Source organism: Microbispora sp. CA-102843 (assembly GCF_050936215.1).
GTDB lineage: Bacteria > Actinomycetota > Actinomycetes > Streptosporangiales > Streptosporangiaceae > Microbispora.
Genome location: NZ_JBNJNF010000001.1, coordinates 1 through 11,712 on the forward strand (window position 1 = coordinate 1; position 11,712 = coordinate 11,712).

The 11,712-nt window shown below is 71.4% G+C and carries 17 protein-coding genes; 3 read left to right on the forward strand and 14 right to left on the reverse strand.

From position 1 onward, the window contains the following. Positions 1-215: 215 nt before the first annotated feature. The 4 genes from ACQEVJ_RS00005 to ACQEVJ_RS00020 are packed head-to-tail and all read right to left on the reverse strand — an operon-like array spanning position 216 to position 2,379. Entirely contained in the window at positions 216-428 is a 213-nt protein-coding gene (locus ACQEVJ_RS00005; RefSeq protein WP_433095790.1) for a hypothetical protein, read from the reverse strand. Further along, positions 425-664, reverse strand: a complete 240-nt coding sequence (locus tag ACQEVJ_RS00010) for a head fiber protein (RefSeq protein ID WP_433095792.1) — start codon at positions 662-664, stop codon at positions 425-427. Before ACQEVJ_RS00010 ends, ACQEVJ_RS00005 begins: the two co-directional genes overlap by 4 nt. Beyond that, the gene (locus tag ACQEVJ_RS00015) at positions 661-1,665 is read right to left on the reverse strand and encodes a major capsid protein (protein ID WP_433095794.1); all 1,005 of its coding nucleotides are present in this window, start codon (positions 1,663-1,665) and stop codon (positions 661-663) included. Before ACQEVJ_RS00015 ends, ACQEVJ_RS00010 begins: the two co-directional genes overlap by 4 nt. Positions 1,666-1,674: 9 nt before the next feature. Then, positions 1,675-2,379, reverse strand: a complete 705-nt coding sequence (locus tag ACQEVJ_RS00020) for a hypothetical protein (RefSeq protein WP_433095796.1) — start codon at positions 2,377-2,379, stop codon at positions 1,675-1,677. Positions 2,380-2,552: 173 nt separating this feature from the next. Between ACQEVJ_RS00020 and ACQEVJ_RS00025 the strand changes: the two genes are divergently transcribed. Beyond that, on the forward strand, positions 2,553-3,041 hold the full coding sequence (locus ACQEVJ_RS00025) for a DUF732 domain-containing protein (protein WP_433095798.1): 489 nt from the start codon (positions 2,553-2,555) through the stop codon (positions 3,039-3,041). Here the strand turns inward: ACQEVJ_RS00025 and ACQEVJ_RS00030 are convergent. Genes ACQEVJ_RS00030 through ACQEVJ_RS00040 form a run of 3 tightly spaced genes read right to left on the reverse strand, consistent with a single transcriptional unit; the run spans position 3,016 to position 6,980 of the window. Then, on the reverse strand, positions 3,016-3,246 hold the full coding sequence (locus ACQEVJ_RS00030; RefSeq protein ID WP_433095800.1) for a hypothetical protein: 231 nt from the start codon (positions 3,244-3,246) through the stop codon (positions 3,016-3,018). The two genes, ACQEVJ_RS00025 and ACQEVJ_RS00030, sit on opposite strands and share 26 nt — an antisense overlap. After that, positions 3,243-5,369 (reverse strand): phage minor capsid protein, encoded by a 2,127-nt coding sequence (locus ACQEVJ_RS00035; protein WP_433095802.1) that lies wholly within the window; start codon positions 5,367-5,369, stop codon positions 3,243-3,245. The genes ACQEVJ_RS00030 and ACQEVJ_RS00035 overlap by 4 nt, the downstream gene beginning before the upstream one ends. Before the next feature lie 54 nt (positions 5,370-5,423). Further along, positions 5,424-6,980 carry a hypothetical protein gene (locus ACQEVJ_RS00040; protein ID WP_433095804.1) on the reverse strand — a complete coding sequence of 519 codons (1,557 nt, stop codon included), beginning with the start codon at positions 6,978-6,980 and terminating at the stop codon, positions 5,424-5,426. 101 nt (positions 6,981-7,081) lie between these two features. Between ACQEVJ_RS00040 and ACQEVJ_RS00045 the strand changes: the two genes are divergently transcribed. Further along, positions 7,082-7,243, forward strand: coding sequence for a hypothetical protein (locus ACQEVJ_RS00045; protein ID WP_433095806.1), 162 nt, complete (start codon positions 7,082-7,084; stop codon positions 7,241-7,243). On the opposite strand, the gene ACQEVJ_RS00050 is transcribed toward ACQEVJ_RS00045, so the two are convergent. The 5 genes from ACQEVJ_RS00050 to ACQEVJ_RS00070 form a co-directional block, all read right to left on the reverse strand. After that, positions 7,227-7,427 carry a hypothetical protein gene (locus ACQEVJ_RS00050; RefSeq protein WP_433095808.1) on the reverse strand — a complete coding sequence of 67 codons (201 nt, stop codon included), beginning with the start codon at positions 7,425-7,427 and terminating at the stop codon, positions 7,227-7,229. The genes ACQEVJ_RS00045 and ACQEVJ_RS00050 overlap by 17 nt on opposite strands. Then, positions 7,427-7,675 carry a hypothetical protein gene (locus ACQEVJ_RS00055; protein WP_433095810.1) on the reverse strand — a complete coding sequence of 83 codons (249 nt, stop codon included), beginning with the start codon at positions 7,673-7,675 and terminating at the stop codon, positions 7,427-7,429. The genes ACQEVJ_RS00050 and ACQEVJ_RS00055 overlap by 1 nt, the downstream gene beginning before the upstream one ends. 66 nt (positions 7,676-7,741) lie before the next feature. Beyond that, positions 7,742-9,016, reverse strand: a complete 1,275-nt coding sequence (locus ACQEVJ_RS00060) for a PBSX family phage terminase large subunit (protein WP_433095812.1) — start codon at positions 9,014-9,016, stop codon at positions 7,742-7,744. Beyond that, positions 9,013-9,426 (reverse strand): hypothetical protein, encoded by a 414-nt coding sequence (locus tag ACQEVJ_RS00065; RefSeq protein ID WP_433095814.1) that lies wholly within the window; start codon positions 9,424-9,426, stop codon positions 9,013-9,015. The genes ACQEVJ_RS00060 and ACQEVJ_RS00065 overlap by 4 nt, the downstream gene beginning before the upstream one ends. 171 nt (positions 9,427-9,597) lie before the next feature. Beyond that, positions 9,598-9,804: a hypothetical protein gene (locus ACQEVJ_RS00070; RefSeq protein WP_433095816.1), complete on the reverse strand. Its 207-nt coding sequence runs from the start codon at positions 9,802-9,804 to the stop codon at positions 9,598-9,600. Between the two features lie 83 nt (positions 9,805-9,887). On the opposite strand from ACQEVJ_RS00070, the gene ACQEVJ_RS00075 reads away from it, so the two are divergent. Then, positions 9,888-10,097 carry a hypothetical protein gene (locus ACQEVJ_RS00075; RefSeq protein WP_433095818.1) on the forward strand — a complete coding sequence of 70 codons (210 nt, stop codon included), beginning with the start codon at positions 9,888-9,890 and terminating at the stop codon, positions 10,095-10,097. 1 nt (position 10,098) lies between these two features. Here ACQEVJ_RS00075 and ACQEVJ_RS00080 read toward each other — a convergent pair whose 3' ends face one another. Then, positions 10,099-11,007, reverse strand: coding sequence for a hypothetical protein (locus ACQEVJ_RS00080; protein ID WP_433095819.1), 909 nt, complete (start codon positions 11,005-11,007; stop codon positions 10,099-10,101). Positions 11,008-11,009: 2 nt separating this feature from the next. Beyond that, positions 11,010-11,393, reverse strand: coding sequence for a hypothetical protein (locus ACQEVJ_RS00085; RefSeq protein ID WP_433095821.1), 384 nt, complete (start codon positions 11,391-11,393; stop codon positions 11,010-11,012). Positions 11,394-11,712: the final 319 nt, after the last annotated feature.

Consider the following 11,712-nt stretch of genomic DNA (forward strand, 5'->3'; position numbering starts at 1 on the left):
ACCTTCTGGTCGGTCGGCTGGCCGTCGTCGTCGACGTCGTACACCGCGGTGCGGATCGCCCGGGCGATGACGCGTGAGGCGCGGACGAGCCGCAGCTCGGCGTCATCGGGGACCGGGTCGAGGTAGTCGATCAGGTCATCGGCGGTGGCGTACGCCATGGCGACCTCCCCTCGGGTGCGCGGGCGGGCGGACCTCCGACGCCCACCCGCGCACGCTCACTGGCCCGGGCTGGGCTTGCGGGCGGCGGCCGGCTTGTCGGTCTTCGCCTCCTGCTGGCCGCCGGACTCCTCGATCTTGTAGTCGTGCCGCTCGAAGTACGCCCGCGACGTCTCCGGCAGGTCGTCGACGCTGGCCCGGCCCTTCACGAAGGAGACGCCGGCGACCTCGCCGGTGTAGTCCTCGTTCGGCGCGGTGATGTTGACGCTCACGTGATGACTCCTCTTGTCCGTAGGGCCGCGAGCAGGGTGTTGAAGTCGGCCACCAGCTCGTCCACGTCGGTGGCGGTGGAGTCGGCGACCGTTTCCGCGGCGCCGGCCATCAGGCGGTCGCCGCTGCTGAGGTCGGCGAGGACGTCGTCGAGCGGCTGCGGCCCGTCGTCGGTGGCGACGGTGATGGCGGGGGCGGCCGCGACGTTGCGCACCTCACCGTCGGGTGTGTCGTTCACTGGACCTTGATGTTGCGGAGGACGGCCGCCGCCTTCGTCGACTTGAGCGCGACGGCGACGGGGCCGAGCTCGACCTCGCCGGTCTTGACCGCGCCCGCGCTGTTGAAGTCCGGCAGCCACTGGCGCACCAGCTGGCCGCCGACGGTGGACACGCCGTGGAACCCGTCGAGGCCGACCCTGAAGGCGTACAGGTCGGTCAGGCCCGTGGTGGACGAGCCGCCGACGGTCCTCGTGCTGATCGGGATGATCGGGTTGTTGGACCCGGCCTTGTTGCCGGGGTCGGCGAAGATGATTCCGCCGTAGGTCTCCCGCTCGATCGGGCGGCCGCCGGCGCCGATCAGCCCGTCGATCGGGTCGCGGGTGTACATCCCGGAGCGGCGGGCGATCGCACGGACCTTGGCCAGGGCCTTGGTGTTGCCGAGGATGACGGTCGGGGTGCCGTCCATGATCGACAGGAACTCGTCGAGGACGTCGAGCGCCGCGAAGGCGGTGTCGTTGCCGCTGGCGATGGACGTCCAGTCGGTCGTCTTGGCGGCGTTGAACTCGGTGGAGCTGCCCGTGAGGGCCTTGTCCAGGCCGTCGAAGGCGTTCGCGTCGCTCGCGGTGTCACCGTTGATCACGGTGTCCTGGAACAGCGTCTGCGCCGCCTTGATCTTCTGCGTCATGTTCAGCGACACGGTGCCGGACGCGGCCGGGCCGATCTGCGCGATCACGCGGTCCACCTGGAACGACCCACCGAGGACGGCCAGGTCCACGGTGTAGCGCTGGGTGGTGACGTTCTGCGGCGTGTACTCGGTGTTGAGCTGGCGGAACGCGGCGGTCGGCTGGGTGACCAGGCGCCGGTACCCGTAGGTGAGGGTGGCGCCGCCCCCGGCCGGGTTGACGGCGTCATCGAAGATCAGCGCGTCGAGGACGGCGCTGCCCTTGCGGAACTCGTCGATGACGGCCACGTCGATGTCGTCGACGGCGTTGTTCTTGGCCTCGGCCAGGGACACAGCCATGGCGGTTTCCTACCTTCCGAGTCGGGCCGCGATGGCGGCCTCCAGAGAGTTGGGTCTGGGCGGTGGAGGTGTGGTGCCCATGGGCGCCCCGGAGGCCGGCGGAGGTGCCGGGGTCGGGGCTGCGGACTGCTGGGCGGCCATCCACGGGTTCGCCTGCAAGATCTCGTTGATCTTCGCGGCGAGCTGCGTGTTGAAGTCCGGCGCGGCCGGGTCGAGCTCGGCGGCCGCGGCCTGGAACGGCAGCGACTGCAGCAGCGCGTGCCCGTTCACGCCGAGCGTGGGCGCGGCCGCGAACGCGTGCTGTGCGACCACCGCGGTGCGCGCGGCGACCCGCCGGTTGGCGTTCTCCTGTCGGAGGTCGGCGATCTCCTTCTGCGCCCACTGGGGGAGGCGGGAGACGTCCCGGGTGCCGTCGTCGGCCGGTGGTGCGGCCTGCGCGGGCGGCTGGGGGATCGGGGGGACCGGGGGCGGCGGTGTCCAGGACGGAGGTGCGGGCGCCTGGCTCGCGGGATCGGTGGACTGCGGCGCGGCCGTGGGAGCGGGCGTGGTCGCGGGCGCCTGGCCCTGCGGTGCCTGCTGCTGGCTCGGGTCGGACGCCGGCGCGGCGGGCGCCGGTGCGCCTTCGCCGGATCCGCCTGCCATGAGGCGGATGGGGCCTCGGCTGGTGTAGCCGATGATCGCCCCGGGCGTCGTCGACGGGATGAACAGGGACATGCGGACCCTCCAGGGGACTCGCGGGGGTGGTCGCTCGGCGCCTGGCCGAGCTGGGGTGGTGCTGGGGCTCGCACCAGGCGAGCCCATTTCGGTGATGCAGGACGCCACATTTCGGGCGTCCCTCCGGACGGAACCGGACGATTTGGAACGGTGCGCGGCGTAGTGTCCGGCGCATGCCTCCGACTCAGCAGCCGCAGCAGTGGCCACCGCAGCAGCCGTACGCCGCCCCGCCGCCTCAGCAGTGGGGGCCGCCACCCGTGCCGCCGCGGCCGCCGGCGAAGAAGACCAGCCCGCTGACGGTGGTGATCGTCGTCGCGGCCGTGCTCGTCCTGGCCGTCATCGCCACCGTGGCGAAGGTGGCCACCGAGGACGCGCCGGCGCCGAAGGCGAGCGCGACGGCGGCCGCGGTGCCCTCACCGGACGCTGAGCAGCGCGCCGCCTACCTGGCCGCGCTCGAGCGGATCGATCCGGGCCTGGTGGCCAACGAGGACCGCGCGATCCGCCGAGCGTCACGGGTGTGCGAGCGGATCCACAACCCGGCCGGCGGCATGAGCTTGGAGCGGTACACGGTCGAGGAGTTGTCCGGCGGGAACGCGTCGATCACCACGGCGCAGGCCCGTCAGGTCATCAAGGCCGTCAAGGCGTGGTGCCCAGCTCCATGACCTGCTCGGCGAGGCGGTGGAACTCGTCCTCGGCCTCGACGGGCGGGTTCACGTCGAGGTAGTGCTGCTGATAGTCCGAGCCTTCCTTGCGACCCTCCGGGCGGAATGCCGCCTGGTCGAGGTGCCTGCGTTCCCAGTCGGTGTGCAGGTCGGCGAGCTCGGCCAGGCGGGCGATCCGCTCGGCCGAGGGCCTCGTCGGTTTCACCGGAGCCATTTCACTCCCTGCCAGTCCGAGCCCAGCATGTACGCCTTGCCGAGCCAGCTGGTCGCGCCGTCGGTGCGGCCGACTTGGCTCATCTCGTACGGCGTGGGGTACCGCTCGCTGCCGAACGGTTCCTCCCTCGCCCTGCGCAGGATATCCCGGGCGGCCGCCGCGGCAGGGTCGTTACGGTGCTCGTCGAGGAACTCCTCGAAGCCCTCGAACATCGCCTCGGCCGTCTCCTCGTCCGCCCAGTCGAAGCCGTGCCGGGCCCAGGTGTAGCCGCCGACGTCGATGTCGGCGTGCACCTGGATCCGCTCGACGCCGGACTGGCGATACCAGCGTTCGAGGTAGGCGTTGAACTCGCTGGCGAAGCCCTGGCCCCTGACGCTCTTGTGGAGGGTCAGGAGCGAGTGCTCGACCCACAGGGTGCCGGTCTCGCCGTCGCGGAAGAACACCCGCTCGACGGCGCCCACCTCGCGGCCGGCGGCGTCCTTGATGGCGGAGGAGATGATGACCGAGTCGTCGCCGAGCCGCCGCAGCATCCCCATGCCTTCGGGCTCGACGCGTAGACCGGCGTGCTCAGTGCGGAAGACCTTGTAGAACGCCTCTTGTACCCGGGCCCGCTCCTCGGCCGACACGTTGCGGGTGTCGGTGGGGATGAGGTCGCCGATGCGCGGCCGGTTGGCCTCGCGCCGGGCCCGCTCCTCTGCCGCCTTGCGGGCGCGGGCGACTGCGGCCTCGGCGTCGCGTCGCGCCTTGGCTGCCGCCTCCTCGGCTTCGCGTCGGGCTCGCGCTGCGTCCTCGGCCGCGCGCTGCTGCGCGGCCAGGTCGTCAAGCGAGGCCTGCCCAGACGCGGCGCGCGGCCGCGCCGGGGGCTGCTCCGGCACGGACGCGGCCGCGGACCGGGGGGCTGGCCCGCCGTCGAGGGTGGGCTGCACCGGGGGCTGCAGGTCGCCGACGGGTCCGCCGGGCGGGCCGCCGGCCTTCGGCAGGTTGCCGGCGCCGATCTGCTCGCGATACCTGAGCCGCTTGAGCTTGGGGTTCTCGGCCAGGTGGGCGCGTAGCTTGGCCTGCGCCGCCCTGACCTTCCGGTTGGCTTCCTTCTTCGCCTCGGGGGTGAGCGCGCCCTCGGCTTGTTCTTTCGCGGCGCGGATCTCCCGCTCGAGGGCGCGTTGCTTCTGCCTCGCCTTGTCGCCCTCCGGGTCCTCCGTGTTCGTCGGAATCTTCGTGATCCCGGCCTGGTAGGCGGACACGCTGTGCCTGCAGTTGGGGTGCTGGAACCCGGCGGCCCGGGCCTCGTCGAGCGTGGCCACGACGTCGACTTCGACCATGACGCCGTCGCGGGTGGCGTGCTCCACCTGCACCTTGCCGACCTGGCCGCCGAGGGACAGGATCTTGCCCTCGTACGGCCGGCACTTCGAGCACTCCTGCGGAGCGTTGGACACGATGACCAGGTCCATGCCGATGCTCTGCAGCCGGTCGGTCTGCCCCTGGACGGCGGCGCGCTGGATGTTGGTGCGGCCGAGCATCTCCACATAGGAGGAGAGCCGCCAGACGCGGCCGGCCCGGTCCGTGAAGTTGACGATCCCGCGGTCGATCAGCCGCTGCCACGCGGCTTGTGACGCCTCACGCCTGGTGTACGCACCGGACGCGATGCGGGCGGCCGTGCCCGCCTGCACCGCGCGGTACGCGTCCACAGGAGCCCGCAAGATGTTGCCGTCCACCCGGCCGAGGTCGCGGTGCAGCGCCGCGGCGATGTTCTCGATCACCGCGGCGTTGGGCAGCTGCTCGGCGATCGCCTGCCGGGACGCCTGGCCGATGCCGGAGCGGGGGAACCACCTCTCGGGGAGGTCGGCCAGCGCGGCGCCCTGGCCGTGGCGGTAGGCGTCGGCGACGGCCTGTCGGATCACCTTCGCCCGGGTCGCCTGCAGGGCGGCGAGGATCGTCTGCGCCGAGCGGCGCAGCGCCTGGACGGCGTCGAGCTTCGCCTCCTGGAACGGCGACGGCAGCGGCGGATCCTGCCGGAGGCGCTGGGCGACGGATTTGACGAGCGCGGTCTCGACCTCGCGGTAGAGGTCGGCGATGGTGCTGGTGATCTGGTCGACGAGGTCCTGGTCGACGGCCACGACGACCCCCTCGAACTATAAAGCGAGAGTTTATAGTTGGCCCCTGACCAGGCATTACTCCCCGGGCGGGCCGTCCTGCCCGTCGGCCGGCGGCGCGTTCGGATCCTCAGCCGGATCCGGGCGCAGCGCGAACGGGTCGGGGACCGGCTGCGGCCGCTGATCGGCGATCCGCGCCACCTCGGCCATGATTTCCGTCTCGTCCCAGTCCTGGTGCAGCAGGCGGACGAGCGTCTCGTCCGAGGCGGCCTCGGCCTGCCGCATGAGGTTCGCGGTCTGGGCGAGCTGCATGAGGTCCGGCGAGACACTGTCGCCGAACACGATGGTCGGCCGCTCCGGCACGATCTTCGACCCGAACAGCTTGTTGTCGAGCTGCAGCAGCGTCTCGACGGAGCTGGCCAGCTCGGGCGCCGTGTACAAGGCTTTCTTTCCGCGGGTGACGAGGCTGCGGCGTTCTTTCGCGGCGACCTCGGTCGCGGTGATCGCCACGTCGCCGCTCAGCCCGAAGGACTGCGCCGAGTAGCCGGTCGCGCGGAGGATGGCGGAGAGGAGCTCGGCTTGGGTGTCGCGGTGCTCTTGCACGCGGATCGCGAACTGCGTGGCCGTGATGTTGATGCCCTCGCCCGGCAGCGCGCTGTCGATCGCCTCGTACACCTCGCGGTCGAGGCTGAACGCCCCGCCCTGGCCCGGGCCGAGGTTCTGCACGTACTCCTTCGGGACGACCAGCCGGCCCTTGCCGATACGAATGTCGCGCATCCATGACGACCAGGTCTCGTCGACGGCGTCCATGAGGCCGAGCACGGCGCCGGTGAAGTCGGACCGGCCGAGCGGCGCGCCGGCGGGCACCCTGCGCCAGTCCCGGTTGGGCCTCATGTTCGGGATGTAGTTCGCCGTCGCCTGCTTGAGGCCGGTCTCGATCGCGGGCTGCAGTCGCTCGGTCTCCGGGTGCGCGGTGAGTGGCAGTTGGTCGCCGAGCTCGCCCGGGTTGCCCCGGTACAAGCCGTTGTAGATCCACCCGGGTTCGTGGCGTTCGAGGTGCAGCAGGCACTTGCCCTTGTCGTCCTGCTCGATGATCCGCCAGAACGTGACGGCCCACAGTCGGCCCCACCGCCACTCGGGCACGGCGGCGTCGGCGTGCACCGTGCCGAGCCAGGGCCGTTCGGCGATGTCGCGGTCCCACACGGTCCGCAGGTAGTAGCCGCCGAGTGCCGCGCCGACCTCCGCGCCCTCCAACAGGGTGGCTTGGAGGCCTTCCTCGACGAGCTCCTCGATCCGCTTCTGCGTCTCGGGGTTCTCGACGGTCATGGTCGGAGGCTCGGAGAAGAGCAGGTCCGACGACATGGTGGCGAGGTCGCTCGCGATCGGCACGTGCAGCTTCGTGCGGCGCTCACCCTCGGGGGTGGGCTGCCCCCACCAGAACCGGGCGGCCGCGCCGAGCAGGCCGCCGCGGTACTGCGAGGGCCGGTTCGCGGGGCGGGTCTTGTCGGCCTGGCTGCGGTAGATCGTGGTGAGCTGGTCGGCGTCGCCGCGATACCAGGCGTCGAGGACCTCGTATTGGGCGTAGATGTCGGCGAGCGGTTTGGGCGGCCAGTTGCCGCCGCTGGGCAGCGGCATCAGTCCTCCTACCTGCGACGATGCGGACTACTAACATTTCGGCGAGCCATTCCCGGACAATTGAAGGGTCCAGTAATTCGAGCCGAGAAAGGCTTCCGGAAATGCTCAAGTTCGAAATTCTGTGGAGGTCGCCCCGCCGACGGGAGACGGTCGAGGCGGAGCGTGTGGTGCCTGAGCGCGGGTTCCACGTCTTCTACGTCGGCAACGACGTCGTGAAGAGCGTCCGCAGCGCCCTGGTCGAGGGCGTCACGCGTCTGCCGTAGCGCTCCCGCTGTTCTCCGGCTCGCTGTCGCCGGCGGTGTCCTCGACGGCGGCGGCGAGCTGGTGGAACAGCTCGGCGACGAGGGGGCGGGCGTTCGCGCGCAGGCTCTCGATGTCGACGGCGGCGAGGCTGTGCATCGGGCCGTCACCGACCTGGCCGTAGATCGTGAGGATCGCCTTAGCCATCAGAGCGGGTTGCCGTCCTCGTCGATCTCGTCGGCGTGCGCGATCAGCCACAACGGCGAGTAAGACCCCGTCTCGTACAGGTGCGGCGATTCCCCGAGCGCGTAGAACGCGCCGGACTGGCCGTGCCAGCCGACCTGACGGAGATCGAGCCGCCACCTACGTCCATCGGGCGAGGTGTTGATAACGGTCTTGGTCTCCCCAGGCTCAGACTGGCGCCGGTACGGGCGACGGTCCTCGGGCTTGGGCATGAAGGTCTCCCGGAAGGGGTCGAGGGTTGGGCACGAGAAGCCGACTTCCCGCAAGCTACTGACGAGTCAGGCGGCGGTGAGCTCGGGTTCGGCGAGCTGTCCGTGCCAGATCGCCCGGGTGGTGCGGATGCCGTACCTGAGGGCGTCGGCGCCGTGGTCGTTGACCTTGATCGGCTTGTCCTCGCCTTTCTCGGCCGAGGCGGGATCCCACGCGTACGAGGGGATCTCGGCGATCAGCTCGGGGCACTGGTCGGACACGAGGAGCCGGCCGGTGGCGAACAGTGAGGCGACGTCGCGGATGCCGTCGACGACCTCGTTGTCGGCGAGCACGGACGACCAGCCGTCGCGGTGCAGCTGCACGCGGAAGCTCGCGGCCGAGGGGTCGATGACGGTGTACGCGGGCCGGATGCCGAGGCCTTCGGCCCACGCGCGGACCTGCGCGGAGTACTCGGCGTCTGTGAGCGATCGGCGCTGTTTCTTGGAGTCCCAGCGCCACTCGTGCGCCACGTACAGCCGCCTGTCCACGCCGAGGCCGATCAGCAGGGCGTGGAACGGGTTCGTGGTGCCGTAGTCCATGCTCATGACGATCCACCGGGTGATGCCGGGCAGCTCGTCGACGACGTGCCGCGCGGGATCCCACGATTCGTAGATCACGCCTTCGGCGAGGACCCACTCGCCGAGGATCAGCCGGCGGTGCCAGAGTCCGGTGAACTCGGCGGACACCGCGGCGACGTACTCGGCGGTGAGGTTGGGGTTGTCGGCCAGCTGGAACGAGAAGCGGTGGAGGTTGAGCCGGTCGTCGCCGTGGTGGCGGTGGAGCTGGCCGTCGCGGTCGAGGTGGAGCGCGGCCCGGTCGAGGTAGTTCTTCTTGAGCCAGTGCTGTGGGCCGTCGGGGTTCGTGGTGGCAAACAGCTGCGCGCCCGGGATGGAGAGCCGGGTGAGCAGCATGACCCAGAACGACTCGGGCATCGTCGAGGCCTCGTCGACGTACGCCCCGACCAGGCTGAGACCTCGGATCTTGTCTGAGCTGCCCTCGTTGTAGGCGCCGGCGATGTACACCTTGCGGCCGAGGAGGTGGAGCTCTCCGGCGCCGGCGGCCAGGCGGCACCGCTGCTTGCCGAGCATCTCGATCAGGGGGTCGATGATGTTCCGCTTGAGGGTGCGCTCGGTCTTGCCGACCATGAGCAGCGGCCCGGGCGGCGCGGTGCGGACGAACTTGAGCCACCGCATGAGGCTGCTGATCGTCTTCGACGAGCGGACCGAGCCGTCCCAGATGTTCAGGCGCGCGGTGGACAGCTCGAACGAGGCGCGCTGCTTGCCGACGAGCGGGTTGATGATCACTGCCCTGTGATCCCTCTCAACCAGGCGTCGACGGCGGCCAGGCCTTCGGGGTCGCGGTCCATGTCGACGAGGGCGCGGTGCTTGTCGACGAGGATGCCGTAGGAGACGGCGGCGTCGCGGGCGGAGGCCTCGGGGAGCGCGGCGAGCGCGCGGCGGAGCGCGGCCCGGGCGGCGGCGAGTGACTCGGCGGCCAGGGTGGCGCGTTCGCTGGCGGCGTCGGCTTGGGCGGCCTCGGTCGCGCGTTTCGTGGCTGACCGGTCAAAGGCGTGGGTCAGCCCGGCGGCTCTGGCGATGTTGGTGACGGTGCCGGCGCTGACGCCGTGCTCGCGGGCGATGACGTTGCGGGCGTGGCCGGCCTTGATGTCGTCGAGGATGGCGGCGCGCTTGTCGGGGTCGAGGGGGCGCGGCACATGCTCACCCCCTGGACATGACGAAGCCCCGCGCGGTGGCGGGGCTCTGACCTGCGGGCATAGGTGTCTCCGCAGGGTTTCAGCGTGACAGGTTCGGATGATCTTCGCAAATGTGCTGGTCAGGGGCGGTTTCGGGGACTGCGGGCGGCCCGCGCGGGGGCGGGCCGGTGGTCAGCGGCGGGGGTCGGTGACGCCGTTGTTCTCGATGGCGAACTCGACGGCGTCGGTGGTGAGCTCCTTGGCGTCCCAGAGGTCGATGACGAGGTCGTTCATGCCGTCCTGGCGGGCCATCTCCCAGAGGTGCTCGATGAGGTCGTAGGCGCGGGCGGGGTTGTCGATGGCGTTGACGATCTGGGCGGTGAGCTGCTCGCGGGTCATGGTGTCCTCCCTGGTCTCGGTGGCTAGCCACCACGCTAGCACGCCCATCGACAGGTGGCAAGCCACCGTGGGAGGATGGGCCCATGCCCAACGTGCACCGCCTCCCCGCGAAGGCCTTCCGCCCCCAGCCCGACGAGCACGCGCAGGCGATGGCCCTGCTCAGGGAGCGCGGCCTGACCATGGACGCGCTGCTGCAGGCCTGCCAGCGCGCCCTCATCGCCGACCCTGACGGCGCGCTCGCCGCCCTCGCCCCGCACTGGCCGGGCAAGGGCGACGAGGACGCGGCCGAGTAGGTCACCGCCGCGCCCGGATGGTCCGGCAGGACCCGTGCGCGCACTCGGCGCACGCGGGCCCGGCCGGGATGGGCAGCACGCCGGCCGCCAGGTCGAGCACGTCGCCGACGCGGTACAGCGGCCGCCCGCGCGCGTCGCGGCCGCGGGCGAGCAGGCACCCGCGGTGTGCCCACTGCCGGATCCGCTCGGGCGTGACGGGCCTGCCGAGGTTGGTCACGGCCCGGGCGATCTCCGTCGCGGTCCCCAGGACGGCCTCAGCCTCGCCGAGGAGCCACTGGCGGCGCTGGTGCACCCGGTAGGTCGCCCCGCACGCCCTGCAGGTCACCTGAGCCGCGCCGGGGGGCGCGTACAGGTCGGCGCCGCAGGGCGCGCCGTGGTGTTCGCCGGCGCACGGGCCGACGTACACGTGGTCGCCGGGCGGCCAGACGACGGCCTCGGCGTTGACGATCGCCGCGGTGAGCTCATCGACGGCGTCGGGGCCTTCGGGCATGTGCCGGAGGGTCTCGGCGCGGCTGGCGAGCCAGCCGGCCATGGCGGGCAGCGTGTCGGCCGGTGGGTTGCGCGCCGTGATGAGCCTGCAGGAGCCGTGCAGACACCCGGTGCGGCAGGTCGGGCCGATCGGGCGCAGGTCGCCCTCCAGGACGCGCACCCACCCGACGAGCGTGCTGCGCAGCACGTACAGCGCCTCAGAGGCGGCGTAGCCGTACGGCAAGGGCTGCTCGGCGCCGCCGCGGCCGCCGCCCCCGCCGAGCTTGGCCTGTCGGGCGAGCGCGGTGTCGAGCTCGTCAGCGAGGCCTCCGCCGGTGAGGCGGACGAGGTGCTCGTGCAGGCCGGAGGCGCAGCCGGGGCAGACGTAGGCGTTGTCGGGGACGGGGCGGCCGCAGCAGCCGCAGCGGACGAGGACGGCCATGGTCAAGCCTCACCGTCCGCGGCGGGGGCGCGGCGGCCGAGGGCCTGCTCGACGAGTGCGCGGCCGCGCCGGTTGGTGTCGCCGTTGTCGCGCTCACCGAGCGGGGGCACCGGCGGCACGGGCTTGGCCGCGGGCGTCGACGGCGGCAGGTAGTCGCGGGGCCGTTCCCGGAGGGCCCGGGTGATGTAGGCGATGGGCTTGTCGACGTCGCGGCCGTCGAGGAGCTGCCGGCGGACGCGGGCCGCCCATTCGGGCGGCACGGTCCGGCCGGTCAGGTCCTGCAGGAGGTCGGTGATCTTCTGGTCGATCCGCTGGGTCTGGTCGTCGTCGTCGTCTTCGTGCGCGGTGCGGCGCGTAGACGACGACTTAGACACAGACTCAGACATAGACACAGACATAGACACCGACGGACTTTGGTCGGATTCCGCCTGGATTCCGTCCGGAGTCGGGTCGGATTCCGCCCGGACAATTCCGGGCCTGGCCTGCGGCTTCGCGCTTCTCTCAGCGGTTTTTGCGTTCTTGGCGCGGTCTCTGCGCTTGCGTTCCCGCTCGCGTTCTTGGTCGGCCTCAACGCGTGCTCTGGTCAGGTTGCGAGGGCTCCACTGGTGGAATTTGTAGCCTCCCCGGCAGCGCTTCCACAGCCCGCGGCGCACCAGCTCGTCGGCTGCCTCCTCCGGCGTCCTGGACAGCAACGCGAGCACGTGA